General features: G+C 69.0%; 22 protein-coding genes and 1 pseudogene. 11 read left to right on the top strand and 12 right to left on the bottom strand.

The window, feature by feature from the left end; translation table 11 throughout:
* Nucleotides 1-24: 24 nt before the first annotated feature.
* From AC1DZ6_RS00900 to AC1DZ6_RS00885, 4 genes and pseudogenes are all read right to left on the bottom strand, one after another.
* The gene (locus AC1DZ6_RS00900) at nt 25-471 is read right to left on the bottom strand and encodes a hypothetical protein (protein ID WP_477095312.1); all 447 of its coding nucleotides are present in this window, start codon (nt 469-471) and stop codon (nt 25-27) included.
* A gap of 66 nt (nt 472-537) precedes the next feature.
* A complete protein-coding gene (locus AC1DZ6_RS00895; RefSeq protein ID WP_477095311.1) occupies nt 538-882 on the bottom strand; it encodes a hypothetical protein in 345 nt (114 codons plus the stop codon).
* Between the two features lie 199 nt (nt 883-1,081).
* Entirely contained in the window at nt 1,082-1,435 is a 354-nt protein-coding gene (locus AC1DZ6_RS00890; protein ID WP_477095310.1) for a hypothetical protein, read from the bottom strand.
* Nucleotides 1,436-1,616: 181 nt separating this feature from the next.
* A pseudogene (locus AC1DZ6_RS00885) lies at nt 1,617-1,805 on the bottom strand (LuxR C-terminal-related transcriptional regulator); the annotation flags it as partial.
* Between the two features lie 117 nt (nt 1,806-1,922).
* Between AC1DZ6_RS00885 and AC1DZ6_RS00880 the strand changes: the two are divergent.
* Entirely contained in the window at nt 1,923-2,312 is a 390-nt protein-coding gene (locus tag AC1DZ6_RS00880; RefSeq protein ID WP_477095309.1) for a helix-turn-helix domain-containing protein, read from the top strand.
* Here the strand turns inward: AC1DZ6_RS00880 and AC1DZ6_RS00875 are convergent.
* Complete coding sequence (locus AC1DZ6_RS00875; protein ID WP_477095308.1) at nt 2,309-3,073, bottom strand: competence/damage-inducible protein A; 765 nt, start codon at nt 3,071-3,073, stop codon at nt 2,309-2,311. The two genes, AC1DZ6_RS00880 and AC1DZ6_RS00875, sit on opposite strands and share 4 nt — an antisense overlap.
* 50 nt (nt 3,074-3,123) lie before the next feature.
* On the opposite strand from AC1DZ6_RS00875, the gene sfsA reads away from it, so the two are divergent.
* The 7 genes from sfsA (at nt 3,124) to AC1DZ6_RS00840 (ending at nt 8,926) form a co-directional block, all read left to right on the top strand.
* Entirely contained in the window at nt 3,124-3,837 is a 714-nt protein-coding gene (gene sfsA / locus AC1DZ6_RS00870; RefSeq protein WP_477095307.1) for a DNA/RNA nuclease SfsA, read from the top strand.
* A gap of 10 nt (nt 3,838-3,847) precedes the next feature.
* Nucleotides 3,848-4,678, top strand: a complete 831-nt coding sequence (gene map / locus AC1DZ6_RS00865) for a type I methionyl aminopeptidase (RefSeq protein WP_477095306.1) — start codon at nt 3,848-3,850, stop codon at nt 4,676-4,678.
* Nucleotides 4,679-4,771: 93 nt separating this feature from the next.
* Entirely contained in the window at nt 4,772-5,518 is a 747-nt protein-coding gene (radC, locus tag AC1DZ6_RS00860; RefSeq protein WP_477095305.1) for a RadC family protein, read from the top strand.
* Between the two features lie 473 nt (nt 5,519-5,991).
* On the top strand, nt 5,992-6,165 hold the full coding sequence (locus AC1DZ6_RS00855) for an RcnB family protein (RefSeq protein ID WP_477095304.1): 174 nt from the start codon (nt 5,992-5,994) through the stop codon (nt 6,163-6,165).
* A 108-nt stretch (nt 6,166-6,273) separates the two neighbouring features.
* Nucleotides 6,274-7,509 (top strand): dipeptidase, encoded by a 1,236-nt coding sequence (locus tag AC1DZ6_RS00850; protein WP_477095303.1) that lies wholly within the window; start codon nt 6,274-6,276, stop codon nt 7,507-7,509.
* Nucleotides 7,510-7,561: 52 nt separating this feature from the next.
* Nucleotides 7,562-8,224, top strand: coding sequence for a lysozyme inhibitor LprI family protein (locus AC1DZ6_RS00845; RefSeq protein ID WP_477095302.1), 663 nt, complete (start codon nt 7,562-7,564; stop codon nt 8,222-8,224).
* 6 nt (nt 8,225-8,230) lie between these two features.
* A complete protein-coding gene (locus AC1DZ6_RS00840; RefSeq protein WP_477095301.1) occupies nt 8,231-8,926 on the top strand; it encodes a lysozyme inhibitor LprI family protein in 696 nt (231 codons plus the stop codon).
* On the opposite strand, the gene msrQ is transcribed toward AC1DZ6_RS00840, so the two are convergent.
* The 4 genes from msrQ to AC1DZ6_RS00820 all read right to left on the bottom strand — a co-directional run bounded on the left by msrQ (nt 8,923) and on the right by AC1DZ6_RS00820 (nt 14,771).
* Nucleotides 8,923-9,561 carry a protein-methionine-sulfoxide reductase heme-binding subunit MsrQ gene (gene msrQ / locus AC1DZ6_RS00835; RefSeq protein ID WP_477095300.1) on the bottom strand — a complete coding sequence of 213 codons (639 nt, stop codon included), beginning with the start codon at nt 9,559-9,561 and terminating at the stop codon, nt 8,923-8,925. The two genes, AC1DZ6_RS00840 and msrQ, sit on opposite strands and share 4 nt — an antisense overlap.
* Entirely contained in the window at nt 9,561-10,481 is a 921-nt protein-coding gene (gene msrP, locus AC1DZ6_RS00830) for a protein-methionine-sulfoxide reductase catalytic subunit MsrP (protein ID WP_477095299.1), read from the bottom strand. Before msrP ends, msrQ begins: the two co-directional genes overlap by 1 nt.
* 188 nt (nt 10,482-10,669) lie before the next feature.
* Nucleotides 10,670-13,558 carry a bifunctional [glutamine synthetase] adenylyltransferase/[glutamine synthetase]-adenylyl-L-tyrosine phosphorylase gene (locus AC1DZ6_RS00825; protein ID WP_477095318.1) on the bottom strand — a complete coding sequence of 963 codons (2,889 nt, stop codon included), beginning with the start codon at nt 13,556-13,558 and terminating at the stop codon, nt 10,670-10,672.
* Nucleotides 13,559-13,616: 58 nt separating this feature from the next.
* Nucleotides 13,617-14,771 carry a threonine aldolase family protein gene (locus AC1DZ6_RS00820; protein WP_477095298.1) on the bottom strand — a complete coding sequence of 385 codons (1,155 nt, stop codon included), beginning with the start codon at nt 14,769-14,771 and terminating at the stop codon, nt 13,617-13,619.
* Nucleotides 14,772-14,918: 147 nt separating this feature from the next.
* On the opposite strand from AC1DZ6_RS00820, the gene AC1DZ6_RS00815 reads away from it, so the two are divergent.
* The 3 genes from AC1DZ6_RS00815 to AC1DZ6_RS00805 all read left to right on the top strand — a co-directional run bounded on the left by AC1DZ6_RS00815 (nt 14,919) and on the right by AC1DZ6_RS00805 (nt 16,838).
* A complete protein-coding gene (locus AC1DZ6_RS00815) occupies nt 14,919-15,287 on the top strand; it encodes a BlaI/MecI/CopY family transcriptional regulator (RefSeq protein WP_477095297.1) in 369 nt (122 codons plus the stop codon).
* Nucleotides 15,277-16,176 (top strand): M56 family metallopeptidase, encoded by a 900-nt coding sequence (locus AC1DZ6_RS00810; RefSeq protein WP_477095296.1) that lies wholly within the window; start codon nt 15,277-15,279, stop codon nt 16,174-16,176. Before AC1DZ6_RS00815 ends, AC1DZ6_RS00810 begins: the two co-directional genes overlap by 11 nt.
* Nucleotides 16,177-16,292: 116 nt before the next feature.
* Nucleotides 16,293-16,838, top strand: coding sequence for a hypothetical protein (locus tag AC1DZ6_RS00805; RefSeq protein WP_477095295.1), 546 nt, complete (start codon nt 16,293-16,295; stop codon nt 16,836-16,838).
* A gap of 47 nt (nt 16,839-16,885) precedes the next feature.
* On the opposite strand, the gene AC1DZ6_RS00800 is transcribed toward AC1DZ6_RS00805, so the two are convergent.
* The 3 genes from AC1DZ6_RS00800 to AC1DZ6_RS00790 form a co-directional block, all read right to left on the bottom strand.
* Nucleotides 16,886-18,292, bottom strand: coding sequence for a sensor histidine kinase (locus AC1DZ6_RS00800; protein WP_477095294.1), 1,407 nt, complete (start codon nt 18,290-18,292; stop codon nt 16,886-16,888).
* A gap of 119 nt (nt 18,293-18,411) precedes the next feature.
* Nucleotides 18,412-19,083: a response regulator transcription factor gene (locus AC1DZ6_RS00795; protein ID WP_477095293.1), complete on the bottom strand. Its 672-nt coding sequence runs from the start codon at nt 19,081-19,083 to the stop codon at nt 18,412-18,414.
* Between the two features lie 143 nt (nt 19,084-19,226).
* Nucleotides 19,227-20,626: trypsin-like peptidase domain-containing protein (locus tag AC1DZ6_RS00790; RefSeq protein WP_477095292.1), on the bottom strand; the 1,400-nt coding region annotated here is incomplete at its 5' end.

The following is a 20,626-nucleotide window of genomic DNA, read 5'->3' as shown; positions in this document are numbered from 1 at the left end:
TAGGGGCCGCGTCCGAGCGGTCCGTCAGCCCTTCGGCTTGCGCCACCGCCCCCACCCCGCCTGGGCCACGCCCGCCGCGAACGCGATCAGTTCGGCGTCGCTCCACAGGTAGTAGGCCGAGAAGAAGCTCCACTGCATCAGGGTGCGGTCGATGAGGAAGGCCACGTGGGTCAGCACGACCAGCAGTTGGAAGGCCGTCATGAACAGGATCCAGACCCGGCGCTCGACCGTGCACAKGGCGATCAGGATCAGCAGGTAGACGATGTCGACCGTGAAGATCCCCCACTGCACCGCGACGCGGTCGGGGCTCTGGACGGCGGCCGAGATGACCCAGGCGGCGACGGTGGCCACGGCCAGCCAACGCTCCAGCCGCCGGCCGACCAGCAGGGCCAGGGCGCAGACCGCCAGCATGGCCAAGGCGGCGATCTGGGTCGGCAGGATCGAGAAGAGGTTCGAAAAAAACTGAAACATGCCGCCCCCGCGCCAGGAACGACATGTGGCCCAAGAATCGAGACCGCGCCAAGACCCATCGCCCGTCTAGGCGCTCCTGATCTCCTTCAGACGGCCGGTGCGCGGGATTTCCCCTTCGCTCTTGTCGCCGCCGCCCACCAGGGTGACGCGGCGCAGCCCGACCTGGTCCTTGGCCTGGGCCAGGGCTTCGTGGGCGGCGATCAGCGAGCGGCGGGCGTGGGCCATGCCCGAGGCGGCCTCCAGCACGCGATCGACGGCCTGCTGGCCGACGCCGACGCCCAGGCCGGCCTCGAGCCGGGCGCGCGGCATGGCGGCGATCAGGTCGCCCATCAGGGCCAGGGTGGTGTCCACGGCCTCCTCGGTGGTGAACAGCCGGCTGGCCAGTTGCTCGGCGACGATGCGACGCTTCATGTGACGGTCTCCCCCGCGCCCTCGGGCGCATTGCTGATGACGGACGCCCAGCGCCCGTCCGGGGGGTCAGCCCCAGCGGGTCAGCCGTAACGCAGAGCTTGGAAGAAGTGCGCGACTTGCCGCGCGCCCAGAAGAGCGCCGATCAGCAGGCTGCAAGCGGCGGCGATGGCGAGGACGACCAGAACCCGGACGGCGGGGTTCAGGACATGATCGTACCCTCCGCCCACTTCTGGTGAAAATCCTCGTCCAGGACGGTGGCCGCGATGATCAGGATCTCGCGCAGCACCATCTCCGGCGGCTTGGGGCTGGCCTCTTTGCGCACCGCCGAGATCAGGTCGCGGACCATCGGCGCCAGGTCGGCGGGCGCCAGGCTCAGCAACTGACGCTCCAGCTCCGTCCAGGCGAAGACCGGCATGGGCTGGCGGTTCAGCAACGACGGCCAGTCGCGCTCGAAGTTGGCCACCGCGTCGCGGATCTGCAGCGCCTTGCGGACCAGCAGGCCCAGACGCGCCCCGGCCAGATTGGTCGCCTCGTTGTCGTTCGTCACGCTCATGATCACCGTCTTCATCCGTCTCTAGGAATGCCGAGACGGCAGCAGACGGCGGCGGGGCAACGAACGACAGTCCCATTGAGTCGCTGTGGGATTCAGTCCCATAGCCGGCGGAACCGGCCACGGAGCCTGGCGGAACGACAAGGGCCGCGACCTGTTCCTGGGCGGTCAGCACCCGCGCGGCGGCGCGCCGGCCGCTGACGCCCAGCTTGCGGCAGGCGCTTTCGACCAGGGCGTCGGCGCGCGACTTGGAGACCCCCATCAGAGGGCCGATTTCCTTGGAAAGCCTGTGCTCGGCGACCCAGCGCAGGGCTTCGCGCTCGCGCAGGGTGAGCAGCTCGATATTGGGCGCGGGGATCGCAGGCCTGTCCATCACGCTCGACGTCGATGATCGCTTGCGCCCGACGCGCCGCGTACGGTGCAAGAATGCATTGCAGCCCGCCGAGGCCAAGCCGATAGTTCCACATCATTTCTCTGTGGGGGACGCGCTTTGAACACGCCGGCCGGTCCAGACCCCATAGACGTCGCGGTCGGAACCCGCATCCGGGTCCAGCGGCGGCACATGAAGATCAGTCAGGACGAACTGGCCCAGGTGCTGGGCCTGACTTTCCAGCAGGTCCAGAAATACGAGCGCGGCACCAATCGGGTCTCGGCCTCGATGCTGGTGCGCATCGCTTCAAAGCTGCAGACCACGGTCGGCAGCCTGGTGGGCGAGGATATGGTGGCCGAACAGGACGTGGCCATGCTGACGGCGCTTTCGACGGCGGGCGCGATCGACTTGCTGCGGGCCTACAGCCAGGCCACGCCGAAGGGCCGCAAGACCATCCTGACCGTGGCCAAGACCCTGGTCGAGCCGGACGAGACGGCGGGCGCGGCCTAGGCCCCCGCCTCCAGCCGCTCGATTCCCTTCACGCCAACCTCGGTCAGCGCCACAACCAGCTCCTCGACAGCCACATCGACCTCGACCGGATCGCGGCCGCGGATCACCAGGCTGGCGCCATAGACGTCGGGCGGGGCGAAGAACGGATAGCTGCCGATCGACAGGTCCGCATGAGCCTTGGCCACCGCCTCCAGCGGGGCGGCGATCGTGCCTTCCCCGGTGCCGGTGACCCGGACCGTCTTGCTGATCACCACCGCCCCCGTGCGCAGGCGCGGGCCGACGTCGTCGAGCATGCCGCGCATGATCGCCGGCACCCCGGCCAGGACGAAGACGTTGCCGATCTGGAAGCCGGGCGGCCCCTGGACGGGGTTCTTCACCAGCGTGCCGCCCTCGGGCACGTGGGCCATGCGGCGGCGGGCGGCGTTGGGTTCGCCCCAGCGCTCGCGCAGCAGGGCCATGATCTCGGGATGCTCGGGCGCGGTGACGCCGAACGCCTTGGCCACCGAATCGGCGGTGATGTCGTCGTGGGTCGGGCCGATGCCGCCGGTGGTGACCACGTAGTCGTAGCGGGTCCGCAAGGCGTTCACCGCATCGACGATCTCCTGCTCGATGTCGGGCACCACCCGCACCTCGCAGACATCGACGCCGTAGGTCGCCAGGTATTTGGCGATGGCGTTGAGGTTCACGTCCTGGGTGCGCCCCGACAGGATCTCGTCGCCGATGATCAGAACCGCCGCCGTCACGCGCTCGCTGGTGGTCATGGTCCTGATCCCCTACATCCGAAGCTTCTGCCGTCCGACTTAAGGCCCCCATGCTTCTCCCGCAACCGATGGCGCGCGGCGTCATCGTCCAGCGCTACAAGCGCTTCTTCGTCGACATGGTTCTGGACGACGGACGGGCGATCACCGCGCACGTGCCCAACCCCGGCGCGATGCTCGGCCTGAAGGATCCCGGCCTGGCCGCCTGGGTGTCGTGGTCGGCCGATCCCAAGCGCAAGCTGGCCTGGACATTGCAGTTGGTCGAGGCGGATGGCGGCCTCGTGGGCGTCAACACCATGAACCCCAACAAGCTGGTCGCCGAGGCCCTGGCCGCCGACGCGATCCCGGAACTCTCCGGCTACGCCGTGATCCGCCCCGAGGTGAAGTACAGCGAGGCCAGCCGCGTCGACTTCCTGCTGACCCACCCCGACCGGCCGCCGTGCTGGCTGGAGGTCAAGAACTGCCACTACCGCCGCGACGGGACCCTGGCCGAGTTCCCTGACTGCGTGGCGGCGCGGTCCGCGAAGCACCTCAAGGACCTGGCCGCCGAGGTCGCCAAGGGCGCGCGGGCCGTGCAGCTGTTCGTTATCCAGCGCACCGACTGCGACAGCTTCGCCGCCTGCGAGGACCTGGATCCGGTCTACGCCAAGGGTCTGCGCGACGCGGCCGCAGCGGGCGTTGAAGTTCTGTGCTATCGTTGCGACATAAGCCCGTCGCAGATCCTTATTTCCCGGCGCATCCCTTGGCGGGACGCGCCGTCAGTTTGAGACCCCCGCCATGACCCTTGAAGACACGGCCGAGATCGAAGCCGAGACCCGCACCGGCGCGATCAAGATCCACAAGCCCGCCGACTTCGAAGGCATGCGCCGCGCCGGCAAGCTGGCGGCCGAGTGCCTGGACATGCTGATCCCGCACGTGAAGCCGGGCGTCTCGTCGGATTATCTGGACACCCTGGCCCGCGAGTTCATCCTCGATCACGGGGCCCTGCCCGCCTGCCTGTTCTATCGCGGCTATCCCAAGACGGTCTGCATCTCGCGCAACCACGTGGTCTGCCACGGCATCCCCGGCGAGTGGGCGCTGCGCGAAGGCGACATCGTCAATATCGACGTGACCGTGATCGTCGACGGCTGGCACGGCGACACCTCGCGGATGTACGGCGTCGGCGAAGTGGGCCCGCGCGCCCGCCGCCTGGTCGAGATCACCTACGAGGGCATGAAGCGCGGCCTGGACGCGGTGAAGCCGGGCGCGACCCTGGGCGACATCGGCTACGCCATCCAGTCCTACGTCGAGGCGCAACGCTGCTCGGTCGTGCGGGACTTCTGCGGCCACGGTCTGGGCAAGGTGTTCCACGACGCCCCGAACATCCTGCACTTTGGTCGCCCCGGTCAGGGCGCGGTGCTGAAGCCGGGCATGTTCTTCACCGTCGAGCCGATGGTGAACCTGGGCAAGTCGGCCGTGAAGGTCCTGGGCGACGGCTGGACGGCCGTGACCCGCGACAAGTCGCTGTCGGCCCAGTGCGAGCATTCGATCGGCGTCACCGAGGACGGCTACGAGGTGTTCACCGCCTCGCCGACCGGGCTGTTCCAGCCGGCGATCCTGGGCGGCTGAGCCCGCGGACGCCCTCCCTCAAAAGGGGGAGGAAGGCGACTCGACAACCCATAATTGATCTGCCCTAATCGGCGCTCGCATGGCGGGGGCGCGATGGTCAGCGGCAGATCACTGAAGGCGACGGGCGTCGCCGACGCCGCGCCCGCCAAGCCTCCATCGGCTCAACCCGCCGCCCACCAGTTGGGCCACCGAGAACGCCTGCGCGAGCGGGCCAAGGCCGGCGGCCTGTCCACCCTGCCCGACTATGAGCTGCTGGAGCTCTACCTGTTCCGCACCTTCGCGCGAGGCGACGTGAAGCCGATGGCCAAGGCGCTGCTGGCCCGGTTCGGCTCGTTCGGCGCGACGATCTCGGCCTCGATCGAGGAGCTGAAGACCGTGGCCGGCGTCGGCGAGACCGCGGCCATAGACATCAAGCTTCTGCACGAGGCAGCCCTGCGGGCCGGCCGCGACAAGATCGCCAAGCGGCCGGTGATCTCGTCCTGGACGGCGCTGCTGGGCTATGTCCGCGTCGCCCTGGCCAACGAACCGCGCGAACAGTTCCGCGTGCTGTTCCTCGACAACAAGAACCAGCTGATCGCCGACGAGGTGATGAACCACGGCACGGTTGACCACGCCCCGGTCTATCCACGCGAGGTGATGCGGCGCGCCCTCGAGCTGTCGAGCAGCAACATCATTTTGCTCCACAACCACCCCAGTGGAGACCCGACCCCGTCGCGGCCCGACATCGAGATGACCAAGCAGATCGTCGAGGCCGGCAGGGCGCTGAAGATCAATGTTCACGACCATCTGGTGGTCGCTCGCGACGGCGTGGCCAGTTTCAAGGCGCTCGGGCTGTTCTAGGGCGCGCGGTCGACGCCTCTTCCCGACTTCGACTTGCGGCCTATAGTCGAACCAGCCGGGGGGCTTTGTGGAGCATCGCGATGCATCGGCGTCTTCTCCTGGCTTCCGCCCTGGGCCTTCTGATCCCCGGCGTCGGCTTGGCGCAATCCGGCGGACAGCACGACAGGCCCGGCGGCGGCGGACAGCCTCCTTCCGGCGGACGCCCACCGGGCGGAGGGCAGCAGGGCGGCGGACGCCCGCCATCCGGCGGTTTGGGCCCGCCGCCGAGACCCTCGCCCCAGCCGCCTCGCCCGACGCCCAGGCCGCCGCCGCGCCCCCCATCGGGCGGCCATCGCCCGACGCCAGGACCGCGCCCGCCGCCCCCGCTGGGGCCGCACCGCCCGGGCTCCGGCCGCCCGCCCGGCTTCCGCCCGATCCACGGACCAAGCTGGCGCTATCCGCGGGGCTATCGCTACCGCCGCTGGACCGTCGGCGTGATCCTGCCGTCGCTGTTTCTGGCCCCGACCTACTACTACGAGGACTATTGGCGCATGGGTCTCGAGGGTCCGCCCTGGGGGTATCGCTGGGTGCGCTACGGGCCTGACCTGTTGCTGGTCGAAACCCGCACCGGGCGCATCGAGGACGTCATTTACGGGGCTTTTTACTAGTGCCGACGGAGCGAAAACCGCCTAGCAGGGGCAAGTGCGCCGTCGCACCTTGACCCTGCTTGCGCGATCCCCGAGCGTAGCCGTCGCAACCCTTGCGTCGGAGCCCAGATGTCTCGCCTGCTCACCGCCCTCCTCGGCTCCGCCGCTCTTCTCGCCCCTGTCGCTCACGCCGCCGATGCGCCCGTCTCCAAGGCCGACCGCGCCCTCCACGAGAAGGTGCTGACCCTCGACACCCACCTCGACACGCCCGAGCACTTCGCGCGCAAGGGCTGGAGCATGATCGACCGTCACGAGGTCAAGGCCGACGGCACTCAGGTCGATCTGCCGCGCATGGACSCCGGCGGCCTGGATGGCGGGTTCTTCGTGATCTACACCACCCAAGGCGCTCTGACCGCCGAGGGCTATCGCGAGGCCCGCGACTTCGCCCTGGAGCGCGCCACCGAGATCCGCGAGATGGTTGCGGCCCACGCCGACAAGTTCGAGCTGGCCTACACCGCCGACGACGCCGAGCGCATCAACAAGGCCGGCAAGAAGTTCGTCTTCCAGAGCATCGAGAACAGCTGGCCGATGGGTGAGGACCTCACCCTGATGCAGACCTTCCACGCCACCGGCGTGAGGATGGCCGGGCCGGTGCATTTCAGGAACAACCAGTTCGCCGACAGCTCGACCGACAAGCCGATCTGGCATGGCTTCTCGCCGCTGGGCCTGCGCTGGCTGGCCGAGGCCAACCGCCTGGGCGTCCTGGTCGATGTCAGCCACGCCTCAGACGACGTGGTCGATCAGGCCGTGGTGCTGTCGAAGGTTCCGATCATCGCCTCGCACTCGGGCGCCAAGGCGATCTACGACCACCCGCGCAATCTCGACGACGGCCGGCTGAAGAAGATCGCCGACGCCGGCGGGGTGATCTGCATCAACTCGGTCTATCTGAAAGCCACGCCCACCAGCCCTGAACGCAAGGCCGCGTTCGAGGCCCTGGGGAAAGTCCCCGACAGCGAGACCGCGAGCGAAGCCGAGATCGTCGCCTTCCTGAAGAAGAAGGCCGAGATCGACGCCAAGTATCCGCCGGTCCGCGCCAGCTTCGAGGACTTCATGGCCAGCCTGACCCACACGCTCAAGGTGGTCGGGCCCGAGCACGTGGGCATCGGCGCCGACTGGGACGGCGGCGGCGGGGTGGTGGGCTTCGAGGACGTGGCCGATCTGCCCAAGGTCACCGCGCGGCTGAAGGCGGCCGGCTACACCGACGCCGACGTGGCGGCGATCTGGGGCGGCAACGTGCTGCGCATCGTGCGCCAGGCCCAGGACTACGCGGCCAAGGAAGCGGCCAAGGCCAAGCCTACCGGATAACGCCGTTCTCGGTTAGGTTGCTCCCAGGAAGCGCTCTCCTGGGAGATCTCCGATGGATCGCATCGTGCGTTTGGCCGGTCTGGCCGTCTTCGCCCTCCTGGCCAGCCTGGCGCTGGCGCCCGCCGCCCAGGCCGCCAGTTTCGACTGCGCCAAGGCCGGCACGCCCACCGAGAAGGCGATCTGCAAGGATCCGGCGGTCTCGAAGCTGGACAGCCAGGTGGCGGCCACCTTCAAGACCGCCCAGGGCCTGTGGCCGGCCGGGAACTGGTCGACCTATATCCGCACCGAACAGCGGCAATGGCTCAAGGACCGAGACGACATCTGCAAGGGCGACGTCGCCTGCCTGAAGCAGGACTATAATCGGCGGCTGAGTTTCCTGACCCACCCGAGCCTGAAGTGGATGGGCCGCTACGTCGCCGGGCGCTGTCCGCAAGACGGGATCTATATGGACGTGACACAGGGCTATCCCGACGCCGGCATCGGGGTCGACCTCTATCAGTGCCCCGATCCGAAGGGGAACATGCTGCTGCAGGCCCGGGGCACGGTCGACGCTTCGGGCAAGCTGAGCTTCGAGGACGCCGGCTGCACGCGCGTCCTGACCTTCACCCAGGACACCGTGACCCTGTCTGCGCCCAAGACCCAGCGCTGCGCGATGGGGACCAACCAGACCGTCTTCCGCCGCGATCCGGCCAAGTCGCCCTATCTTTCGGAGTAGGCCAGCATGACCTTTCTTGGGACCCGTCTCCTCGCCGCCCTCGCCGCCTTGCTCCTCATCGCCCTGGCGGCGCCCGCGAGCGCCGCCAGCTTCGACTGCGCCAAGGCCCGCACCAAGGTCGAGAAGCTGATCTGCAAGGACCCGCAGCTGTCTCGCCAGGACGAGGACTTGGCCAAGGCTTATGGCGAGGCCCAGAAGGTCTGGGACGGCAAGGTCGCCGCCTATGTGAAGCTGACCCAACGCGGCTGGGTCGGCTCGCGCGCCCTGGAGACCCCTGGGATGAGCGGGGGCGGGATCCTTTGCGAAGACGACGCGACCGCCCTGCCCTGCCTGCGGACCATTCACGCCGACCGCATCGCGGTGCTGAGAAGTCCGGGCTTCCGGCTGAGCGGGATCTATGCCCGCGGCCAGGACTTCCTGCGCGTCAAGGCCACGCCGACCGGCCTGGACTTCGCCTACCAATTGGCCGACGCGAAGGCGAGCCAGGGCTTCACGAACGACACCGCCCCGGTGAAGGTCGCGATTGGCCAGGATGTGGTGAGCTTTCCGCTGACCGGGACGGGGCCAGACGCCTGCCGGCTGGATGCGGCGTTCAYGGCCGACACGGTCGTGCTGACCCAGAAGGGTCCGTGCGGCGGGGCGAAGCTGGGCGGGTGGTGGAAGCGGGACCAGGCCCGGGATCCCGACGCGGAGATGTTCTAGGTCCGCGCCCGCCGCTGCCAGGCATCCCAGAACCGCCAGCCCATCAGCACCGCCAGGATCGCCGCATAGATCAGCGGCGGCCGGTGGTCGGCCTTCACCAGCAGGTAGTAGTGGGCCACGCCCAGCGGCACGATCAGGTAGATCAGCCAGTGGATCCGTTGCCAGGTCGCCCGGCCCAGCCGCCGGATCATGCCGTTGGTCGAGGTCGCGGCCAGCGGGATCAACAGCACGAAGGCCCCCATGCCCAGGGTGATGAAGGGCCGCTTGAGGATGTCCTTCCACAGCTGGCCCCAGTCGAAGAACAGGTCGACGCCGATATAGGTCAGCAGGTGCAGGCAGATGTAGCTGAAGGCGAACAGGCCGATGGTGCGGCGAAAGCGGACCAGGCGCGGCTTCTTCAGGATTCGCGCGGCCGGGGTCACCGCAAGGCCGACCAGCAGCAGACGCAGGCCCCAGACGCCGATCTGGCGGATCAGCGCCTCGATCGGATTGGCCCCCAGGTCGTCGCTGAACACCCGCCAGGCCAGCCAGACCAGCGGCGCGAAACAGGCCAGCCAGACGGCGGCGTAGACCAGGTTGTCCTGGGTTTTGGAGGGACGCTTGCTGGTGGCGGCGCGCTTGACCGAGGCGTCCATCAGAAGTTCCGCTTCAGGTCCATGCCGCGATAGAGGTCGGCGACATATTGGCCATAGCCGTTGAACGGCAGGGTCTCGCGGCGGCGGAATTCGCCGATCCGCCGCTCGGTGGCCTGCGACCAGCGCGGGTGGTCCACCGCCGGATTGACGTTGGAATAGAAGCCGTACTCGCGCGGGGCCAGCACGTTCCAGGCGGTGGCCGGCATCTTCTCGACCAGACTGATCTTGACGATCGATTTGATGCCCTTGAACCCGTACTTCCACGGCACGACCAGCCGCAGCGGCGCGCCGTTCTGGTTGGGCAGGACGTCGCCGTAAAGGCCGACGGCCAGCAGGGTCAGAGGGTGGACCGCCTCGTCGATCCGCAGGCCTTCGCGATAGGGCCACTGCAGAGTGTCCCAGCGCTGGCCGGGCATTTCGGACGGTCGCATCAGGGTCTCGAACGCGACGAACTTGGCCTTCGAGGTCGGCTTGACCTGGGCGATCAGGTCCTTGAGCGGAAAGCCCACCCAGGGGATCACCATCGACCAGCCCTCGACGCAGCGCATGCGATAGATGCGCTCCTCCAGCTTCTGTCCCTTGATCAGGTCGTCGATCGCGAAGCTGGCCGGCGCCTCGCATTCGCCGTCGACGCGGATCGTCCACGGGCGGGTCTTGAGGGATCCCGCGTTCTCGGACGGATCCTCCTTGTTGACCCCGAATTCGTAGAAGTTGTTGTAGCTGGTGATGTCCTTCTTCGGCGTCGGGGTCTCGGTCGTCGAGAAGCCCGGCTTGTAGGCCAGGCCCCGCGCGCCGGCCTGCCCGGCGGCGGCCAGCAGCCCCAGCCCAGCCGCCCCGCCGATGAACTCGCGCCGCCGCAGATAGAGACCGCGATCGGTGACGTCGTTGTCGGTCAGGTCGGGGGCGTTGCGGATCAGCATGGCGGGCTCCGGGAGGCTACCCTGGAAGATACGTGCTGAAAGCGGGAATGGTTACAGGGAGTCTGCGGAATGTTGACCACTTGCCCCGTACGGGTCGCTTCGCGACCGTCTTCCCCCATGGGGGGAAGAGGAACGTCCTCCGCCCCCTCGCCGCTGACAGACCGCGAAGCGGTCAGGTGGGTGAGCCACTACCCCTTCACCACCGCCTCGAACGCTCCCCGCGCCTCGACCTTCGCCTTGGCCAGCTTGGTCTTCAGCGAGCGGAACTCCCGCACCCCGCCCGCTCGCGCCAGCAGCGCTCGGAACGCCTTGGGCTCGGTGTCCGGGTCATGCCCGTCCTCCAGCGCCACCTTCAGCAGCTGCGACAGGTCCTGCTCCAGCCGCCAGGCGGCCTCGAGCGCCGCCAGGGCGGTATTGTCGCCCAGGCCGGCGCGATCCAGGGCCGCCAGGGCCTCGCCGGTGTTCTGCGCCAACGGACCGCCGTCCGCCGCGTGGACCAGCTGCAGGAACTGGGCGGCGAATTCGATGTCGACCAGCCCCCCGGGGGTGAGCTTGAGGTCCCAGTCGCCCTTGCCCGGTCGCTCGTCCTCCATCAGCTGGCGCATCTCCAGCACGTCGACGGCGGTCTTCTTCGGATCGCGGACCCGACGCAGCGCCCCGGAAATCGCCGCCTCGGCCCGCGTCTGAAACGCGGCGGACGAGGCCCAGATCACTCGGGCCCGGGTCAGGGCCTGCAACTCCCAGGTCTCGGCTTCACGCTCGTAATAGTCCTCGAACGCCGCATGGCTGACCGCCACGGGCCCCTTGGTGCCCGACGGCCTCAGCTTCAGGTCCACCTCGTACAGCGTGCCCTCCCCCGTCGGGGCCGACAGGGCCGAGGTCAGGCGCTGGGTGAAGCGAGCGTAGAAGCTCTCGGCGCCCCAAGCCTTGATCGCCGACACCGCCCCCCCTTGGCCGGCCGGATCGTCGGCGGCGTAGAGCGTCATCAGGTCCAGATCCGACTTGGCGGTCATCTCGCGCGACCCCGCCTTGCCCAGGGCGACCACGGCGACCTGGCCAGGGAAGGCCCCGCCCAGTCGCTCGACCTCCGCCAGGGCGGCGGGCGCCAGGCCTCGGACGATCACGTCGGCCAGGTCGGCGAAGGCCGCGCCGGCATCGCGGGCGCCCGCGGTGCCGCTGATCACCCGCACGCCGATCCGGAAGGTCTGGTCGCGGAACAGACGCCGGGCGGCGTCCATCGCCCCCTCGAAATCCGCCGGATCCCAAGGCGCGTCCTTCGGCATCTCGATCGGCCCGAAGAACGCCGGGTCTAGCAAGGCGTCCAGCGCCGTGGGCCGCCGGGCCAGGGTGCTGGCCAGGCGCGGGGCGAAGGCCATGACCTCGACGATCAGCTCGAACAATCGCGGTTGGGCCAGAAACAGCGACTGGATCTGCACGCCGCTGCTGAGAGACGAGAAGAAGTCGCCGAACCGGTTGAAGGCGTCGTCCGGCGCGCCCGTGGCGTTGGCGGCGTCCAGCAGGCGCGGCGCCAGGCGCGTGAACAGCTCGCGCCCCCGCTCGGTGCGGGTGGCGGCGATATGGCCGTGGTGCCAGCCGCGGATCGTGGCGGCCGCGCGCTCCGGGTGCGAAAAGCCCATGCGCTTGAGGGTGGCCAGGGTCTCCGGATCGTCCTCGACGCCGGTGAACACCAGGCTGCCGAACCGCGACGACAGCTCCTCCTCGCCCTTGAACAGCGCGCCATAGCGGCGGTTCACGCCCTTGAGGACCTGGCCGACCACGGCGTCGAAGCTGCGCAAGGCGCCATGCCCCCAAAGGGCCGCCACCTTCTTGCGGTCGGCGTCGGACTCCGGAAGCTTGTGGGTCTGGTCGTCGGCGATCATCTGGGCCCGGTGCTCCAGGGCGCGCAGGTCGCGATAGGCCTTGATCAGATAGTCGCGATCCTCGGGCGTGACGTGGCCGGCGTCCGACAGCGCGGCCAACGCCTCCAGCGTACGCGGGCTGCGCAGGTCGGGGTGCCGCCCACCGAGGATCAGTTGCTGGGTCTGGACGAAGAACTCGATCTCGCGGATGCCGCCACGTCCCAGCTTCAGGTCCGCGCCCTTGGCGGTCAGCCGGTCGTCCACCTTGTAGGCGTGGATCTGGCGCTTGATCGAATGGATGTCGGCAATGGCCGCGAAGTCGAGGTTCTTACGCCAGATGAACGGCTGCAGCTCGGCCAGAAACGCCTCGCCGCGCGTCAAGTCGCCGGCGCAGATCCGCGCCTTGATGTGCGCCGCCCGCTCCCAGTTCTGGCCGACGCTTTCGTAGTAGTCGAGCGCCGCGTCGATCGGCATGGCCGGCGGGGTCGAGGACGGGTCGGGGCGCAGGCGCAGGTCGATGCGGAACACGTAGCCGTCGACCGTGCGCTCGGCCAGCAGCCGGCCCAGGTGGTTGGCGATGCGCACCGCCACGCCCTGCGGCTCGACGCCCTCGGCCACCGGCAGGGCTTCGGGCGCGTAGAAGATCGAGAAGTCGATGTCGCTGGAATAGTTGAGCTCGAACGCCCCGTGCTTGCCCATGGCGATGCAGAACAGGCCCGGAGCCGGACCGTCGGGCCCCTCGCCCACATGGGTCAGAGCCCCGCGCGCCACCTCCAGCCGCACGGCCTGGGTCAGCGAGGCGTGCAGGGTGGCGTCGGCGAAGCGGGTCAGGGCGGCTGTCACCGCGTCCAGGTCCCAGACTCCGCCCAGGTCGCAAAGGGCGGTCAGCAGATGCAGGTCGGCCTTCAGCTCGCGCATCGTCCGGCGGGCCGTCTCGAAGTCCGGCTCGGCCCCCACGGCTTCGGCCTCGGCCAGGATCCGGGCCAGCCGCGCCTCGGGATCGGCGTCCAGGATCGAGGCCAGCCGCTGGCCGTCGCGCCGCGCCAGGCCGGCCAGGTAGGACGAGGCGGCGAACACCGGCGCCAGGGCGGGCCAGGCGGCCTCGACCAGGGGCGCGGCCTCGCCGACCCGCCGGGTGATCGTCTCGTGCGCCCGCTCGGCGGCCTTGGGATCGACCACGGGGCCGCAGGGGGTGAGACGTTCGAGCAGGCGAGTCATGGCCGACACTGTGGCGCGGGAGGACGGCGAGGTCATCCCCCGGGGTTCGTCCGCGCCTCTAGCCCGTGAACAGCTTCACATATTCCTCGACCGGCCGCCGGGTGATCGTGTCGTTGATATAGAGCTCGATCACGCCATTCTCCGGCTGCAGCATCCGCACCCCGGCCACGCGCATGCGGTCGAACAGACCTTCGGCCACCTTGGGCTTGACCACCAGTTCACGGATGTTGGAGGCGTTGGGGGCGGGCTTCACCGTCGCCAAGCCCTGGGCCTTGAGGGTCGCGAACAGCTGGTCAGCGGCGGCGAAGGCCGCGCGGTGACGGGCGTCGAAATCGTCCAGCGCCGCCAGGACCGGAACGGCGCACTCCCAGCCCTGATAGATCGTGCCGCCGAACCGGTGGCGCAGGTCGCGGACCTTGGCGATATCGGCCTTGGCCCCGGCCAGCACCGCCCCGAACGGCGCGTCCAGGTACTTGTAGAGCGAGACATAGACCGTATCGAACAGCGCCGCCGTCCCGGCGATGTCGTAGCCGGGCGGGGCCATCAGCAGGYGCGCGCCGTCCAGGTGCATCTTGATGTTCTTGGTCTTGGCGTAGGCCGAGATCTCGCGGACCAGGGCCGGGTCGACCATCTCGCCGTTCACGCGGCGCACCGGACTTTCGAGAGAGATCGCCCCGACCCGCAGCGGGTAGGGGCCGTTCTCGGCCTCGTCGACCGCAGCCTTGATTTCGGCCAAGGTCGGCGCAACACGGCCTTCGGCCAGGGACACGAGGTTGAGGCCCGAGAGAAGCTGGGCGGCGTCGTTCTCGTCGCGATAGAGGTGGCTTTCGTGCTGCACGATCACGCGCGAGGCGTCGCCGGCCAGCACGCGGACCGCCAGGTGGTTGGCCAGCGTGCCGGTGGCCAGGAAAGCGCAGTCCTCCTTGCCCAGCAGCTTGGCGAAGCGGGCCTCCAGCTCGGCGGTCGCGCCATCGGACAGATAAGCTTCGCGGATCCGGGGCCGCGCCTTCAGCAGATCCAGAAGCCTCTGGGTGTCGCCCGCCGGATCCGGCGGCGCCGAGTCGCCGACCAGCCAGACGGTGCGCGCGTCGCGTGGCGGAAAGGGCGGCGGCGCGGCGGGCGGAGCGGTTCCAGAAGCCGTCTGGGCCTGCGCCGCCAAGGGCGCGAACGCCGCCCCGACCAGGGACATCTCGAGAAAACGCCGACGATCCATGCCCCTGCCCTCGCAATCTGGAAGCGTGGACGGGTAGCATCGGCCGGCGAAACCACAGCATTAAAGCTTGCTCATGATCGCGACGCCGGCGCGCCGCTTGACAGTCGATGTTACAGGCGTAATCGTTAGCGCTGGAGACCGAACGCCATGAACATCACTCAGGCCGAAAGCCGCATCATGGACGCGCTGTGGATGCGCAATCCGTTGACGGTGGACGAGATCATGGCCGAGGTCGCCGAGCCGCAGGGCTGGGGCGAGGCGACGGTCAAGACGCTGATCAACCGCCTGCTGAAGCGCAAGGCGATCCGTTCCGACCGCATCGAGGGCCGGGCGCGCTACGCCCCGATCATCCAGCGCGCCGACTATGTTCAGGCCGAGAGCCAGAGCCTGCTGAACCGACTTTTCGACGGCCAGCTGACGCCGCTGGTGGCGCACTTCGCCCAGCATCGCGCCCTGTCGACCGACGAGATCAAGCAACTGAAGACTCTGATCGAGGGTCTCGAACATGATGGCTGAACTGCTGGCCCTGACCCTGTTGCGCACCCAGGCGGCGGCGGCCGCCGCGGTGCTGCTGGTCCTGTTGCTGCGCGGCCCCACCCGAGCGGTGTTCGGCGCGGGCCTGGCCTATCGCCTGTGGGCCCTGGTGCCGGTGGCGGCGATCGCCACGGTGTTCCCCAGCCTGTCCGAGACGCTTGGTTCGGGCTCTCCGCCGCCGCTGATGGGCGAGGAGCGCGCGGTGCTGCTGATGGCCCTCTGGCTGGYCGGCGGCGTCGCCCTGGCCACCGTGATCCTGCTGCAGGAACGCGCCTTCCGGGCCCGGGCCGAAGCCGGCCGCGCCGGTCCGGCGGTCATGGGCGTCTTCTGGCCTCGCGTCGTGCTGCCCGCCGACTTCACCGCCCGCTTCGACGAGCAGGCGCGCAAGATCGTCGACCTGCACGAGCGCGCCCACATCAAGCGCGGCGACCCGGTCGCCAACCTGGCCATCGCCGGCATCCAGGTCCTGGGCTGGTGCAATCCGCTGATCCATGTGGGGGCCCTGTGCGCCCGGCTGGACCAGGAGATGGCCTGCGACGCCACGGTCCTGGCCCTGCGGCCCAATCTGCGCCGCCCCTACGCCCAGGCCCTGGTCGAGGCGCACACCCGCCGGACCGGCTCGCCCCTGGCCTGTTTCTTCGCGGCTCATCCGCTGCTGATGCGGGTCAAGCTGCTGGCCCGGCCCGAGCCCAGCTATCGCCGCCAGACCGCCGGCGCCGCCGCGATCGCCCTGATGGCGGTGATCACCGCCCTGGGCGTCTGGACGGTCACGCCGCGCGGCCCGCTGCCCAACCAGGAGATCTCCTGGCCGGGCCGGTTCGTCGGCGACGGCCCCGTCGACGGCATCACCCTGCCCAATCTCCACCACTGATCTCGTCCGTCGGCGCGCGATCCGCGCTCGCGGCTTGACGATTCCGATTACATCTGTAACTTTTTAAGTCTACAGATGTAATCCACGCCCCGCGTGGAGGCCGGCGGGGCACGACCATGACCTTCGTTCTCAGAATGCCCGTGACGCGCGGCGCCCAAAGCCGCCGCAAGGCCCTGGCGGTGAGGATCTTCGAGTTGAGCGTCATGGCCCTGATGGCCTTCGCCGTGGGGCTGATGGTGATGTACACCGTCCAGTACGAGTTGAAGGTCGAGCCCAAGTCCCCGGCCAGGGAGGGCGCTCAATTGATAGCCGCCAGGTCGATGGCGCGGGTGCGCTGGGCCAGCGTCAAGCCGCGACTGATCGCCCGCCTGGCCCAGCCGCATTCTCTGGAGCTGGGCAAGGTCTGGGCCCGGCGCGACGGCCGGGTCTGCGGCCTGGTCAACGGCTGGGGCAGCTTCGGCGGCCTGACCGGCATGACCCGCTTCTACGCCCAGGGCGACGAGCCGGTGTTCAAGCAGGACGACCGCCCCGACTTCGAGGAGGAGTGGTGGGCCTGCAAGCGCGACCGCTACGTGCTCATCCGCGGGGGTTCCGAAGAGACCGGGTTCTGCCCGACCAAGCTGGGCCAGAAGCGGTGCTTCACGGTGGTGTACGGGCGTTAGATGCTCCCCTCTTGGGGGAGCTGTCGGCGAAGCCGCCTGAGGGGGCCCTACTCCACCCTCGGCAACACCAGAGCCACACGCAGGCCCGGCCCGAAGCCCCCGTACTCGCCTGGTCCCTCCGCCAGTTCGAGCCGCCCGCCGTGTGAAGCGGCCACCGCCTGGACCAGCGACAGGCCAAGCCCCGCCCCCGGTTCGCTGCGGCTGTTCTCCAGCCGCACGAAGCGCTGGACAACCCGCATTCGGTCGGTTTCGGGCACGCCCGGCCCGGTGTCGGTGACCGAGAACTCCAGGTCGCCGGACGAGGTGCGCCGAGCCCGCAGCATCACCGCCCCGCCTTCGGGCGTGTACTTGATGGCGTTGTCGAGCAGGTTGGCCAGGGCCTGGGCGATGAACTCGCGGTTGCCGCGGATGCCCAGCGCCGGGACGATCTCAGCCTTGAAGTCCAGCCCCTTGTCCTCGCAGCTGGCCTCGTAGAGCTCGGCCATGTCGGACGCCAGTTCGCTGGCGTCGAAGCTGGTCTGGTCGGGAGCCTCGCCGGCCGCCTGCAGCCGCGCGATGGCCAGCACCGCGTTGAAGGTCTTGAGCACGCCGTCGGCGTCGACCAGGGCCGTCTCGAGGGCCGCCATCGGGTCGCCCTTGCCGTTCTCGGCGTCGATCAGGGCCACCTCCATGCGGGCGCGCAGGCGGGTCAGGGGCGAGCGCAGGTCATGGGCGATGGCGTCGCCCGCGTGGCGCAGGCCGCCCATCAGCCGCTCGATGCGGTCGAGCATGTCGTTGAGGCCCTCGGCCAGCTCGTCATATTCGTCGCGGGTGCCGCGCACCTGGGCCCGGGCGTGCAGGTCGCCGGCCCGCACCGCGTTCACCACGTCAACCAGGCCCTGCATGCTGCGCGAGACGTTGCGGCTGATCAGAACCCCGCCGGCCAGGCCCAGGATGATCACCAGCGCCCCGGCCCCGCGCAGGGCCCGGACGATCTTCATGACATAACCTTCCGACTCCTGGACGTCGGCCCCGACGAACAGGGCCTCGCCGCCGCTCAGGCGCTCCTGCACCCCGCGCGCCGCGCGCTTGACCTCGGCGCCGTCGATGTCGGTTTCGGTGAGCTTGAAAGTCTCCCAGGTCGGGCCCGGGCCTTCGAAGTCGTCGATCGGCGACTCCTCGATCGAGCCGGAGATCCGCTTGCCGTCCTTGTCGAGCAGCAGATACAGGAACGGCCGCTCGCCGGTGGCCCGTTCGACGATGGTCTGGTTCAGGCCGTTGACCCCGCCCACCCGGTAGGCGGCCTCCAGGCTCTCCATCTCGCGGGTGATGTCGGCGTCGGCGCGGCGGTTCACCTCGCCGGCGGTGGCGATGTAGATGTAGCCCAGGAACGCGCTGGCGGCCGCCGCGAACAGGGCCAGGAACAGCAGGGTCAGCCGGAACGGCGTGGATCGGATCAGGCGCGGCAGGCGCATGGGCTAGCGAAGCTCTTCAAGAACCGCGGACGTGGACCCGCCGCGATACGTATGGCCGCCCGCGACGGGTGCGAGCAAGTGAAGCAATTTTCACCTGGACCACGGACATTTCGCGCCGCCTACGGATCGAGCCGGTAGCCCGCCCCGCGCACGGTCTGCAGCATGGCCCGGTCGAAGCCCTTGTCGATCTTCGAGCGCAGGCGGGAAATGTGCACGTCGATGACGTTGGTCTGCGGGTCGAAGTGGTATTCCCACACCTTCTCCAGCAGCATGGTGCGGGTCACCGACTGGCCGGCGTGGCGCATCATGAATTCCAGGAGCTGGAACTCGCGGGGCTGGAGATCGATCTCCTTGCCCTGGCGATGGACCGTCCGGTTGATCAGGTTCATCTCCAGTTCGCCCACCTTGAGGGTGGTCGCCACGGCTCCAGTCTCGCGACGCCGCGACAGGGCCTCAACCCGGGCCATCAGCTCGGCGAAGGCGTAGGGCTTGACCAGGTAGTCGTCGGCGCCGGCCTTGAGGCCAATGACCCGGTCGCCCACCTCGCCCAGGGCCGAGAGGAACAGCACCGGCGTCTGGTCGCCCTCGCGACGCAGGGTCTCGACCACCTCGACGCCGTTCTTCTTGGGCATCATCCGGTCGACGATCAGCACGTCGAAGCCGCCCTTGCCCGCCTCGGTCAGGCCGGCCTCGCCGTCGGGGGCGTGGACGCACTCGTAGCCGGCCTCGGTCAGGCCGTGGCGCATCGCGCCGGCCGCTTCCAGGTCGTCTTCGATGATCAGAATACGCATGCCAAATCCCCGGCCAGTCCCCAGATGCACGAAAGGGCGTCATCGTGCGAATCGATGACGCCCTCGGTCGTGTCGTCGTCACGTCCCGCGGATGGTGACGTGATCCGCGCGCGGGCGAAAGCCCCCGCGTATCGGCGTTCCCGCTACGGAGCGATCTTCAGCGGCACGATCGTCGGGCGACCGGCGCGGATGATCCGCAGATTGACGCTGGGGCGCTGCAGCTTCTTGGCCGCGTCCACCGCCGCGCTGACCTGCGAGGCCGAGGTGACGGGGTCGCCGTTGACGCTGGTCAGCACATCGCCCTTGCGCAGGCCCTTTTCGCCGGCGTCGGAATTGACCTTCACGCCGTCGATCAGCACGCCGCGAACGGCCGGGTCGATGCTGTAGGTGCGGCGGGCCGCCTCGTCGATCGGGACCAGGGTCATGCCCAGGGCTTCCGACTTCTGAGTCTGCGGCTTGGTCGGCGTGTCGGCGCCGCCCTCGTCCGTGTCGTCGTCGTTGAGCGCCAGCTCCTTCTCGGTCGGACGCAGGCCCGACTTGATGTCGACCGTACGCGGCTTGCCGCCCCGCAGGATCGACAGCTTCAGGGTGTCGCCCGGACGCCCCTTGGCCACTTCGCGAGTCAGCTCCGAGCCGCTCTTGATCGCCACGCCGTTGACGGCGGTGATCACGTCCTCGGGCATCAGGCCGCCCTTTTGGGCCGGACCACCCTGGATCACGTCGGCGACGATGGCGCCCTTGACCTCGCCCAGACCCTGGGCGTCGGCCATTTCCTTGGTGAAGGGCTGGATCTGCGCGCCGATATAGCCGCGCACCACCTTGCCGCCGCTGATCAGCTGCTTGGCGGTGGCTTCGGCCACGTCGGCGGGGATGGCGAAGCCGATGCCCACCGAGCCGCCGGTCGGCGAGAAGATCGCGGTGTTGACCCCGATCACCCGGCCGTAGATGTCGAACGACGGACCGCCCGAGTTGCCCCGGTTGATCGGCGCGTCGATCTGGATGTAGTCGACGAAGGTCGACGAGCTGTCGCCCAGGTCGCGATTATAGGCCGAGATGATGCCGGCCGTGGCGGTGCCGCCCAGGCCGAACGGGTTGCCGATGGTGATCACCCAGTCGCCGACTCGCGGCTTGGCCTGGTTCTCGAAGTTCACATAGGGGAACGCCGCGCCCTTGGCCTTGGGGTCGACGACCTTCAGGACCGCCAGGTCGGTGCCTTCGTCGCGACCGACGATGGTGGCCTTCAGCTCGCGGCCGTCCTTCAGGACGACATTGATGCCGTCCTCGTCGGCGTCGGCGACGACGTGGTTGTTGGTCACAAGGTAACCGTCGGCCGAGATGAAGAAGCCGGAGCCCGAGGACTGCTGCTTGGGACCCGGGGCCTCCTCGCCGTCCTCGCCCGGCTTCTGGCCGCGCGGCACGATGTCGAAGCCTTCCAGGCCCGGGATGCGCAGCTTCGGCGCGGCCGCGGCCTTGGAAGTCACGTCGATCTGCACCACGGCCGGCGAGACCTGTTCGAAGATGTCGGCGAACGACATCGGCGCGC

This window comes from Caulobacter sp. P1_B12_2, from assembly GCF_056406675.1.
Note: the sequence above shows the minus strand (reverse complement) of the source record. Positions and strands in the feature narration are given on the sequence as shown.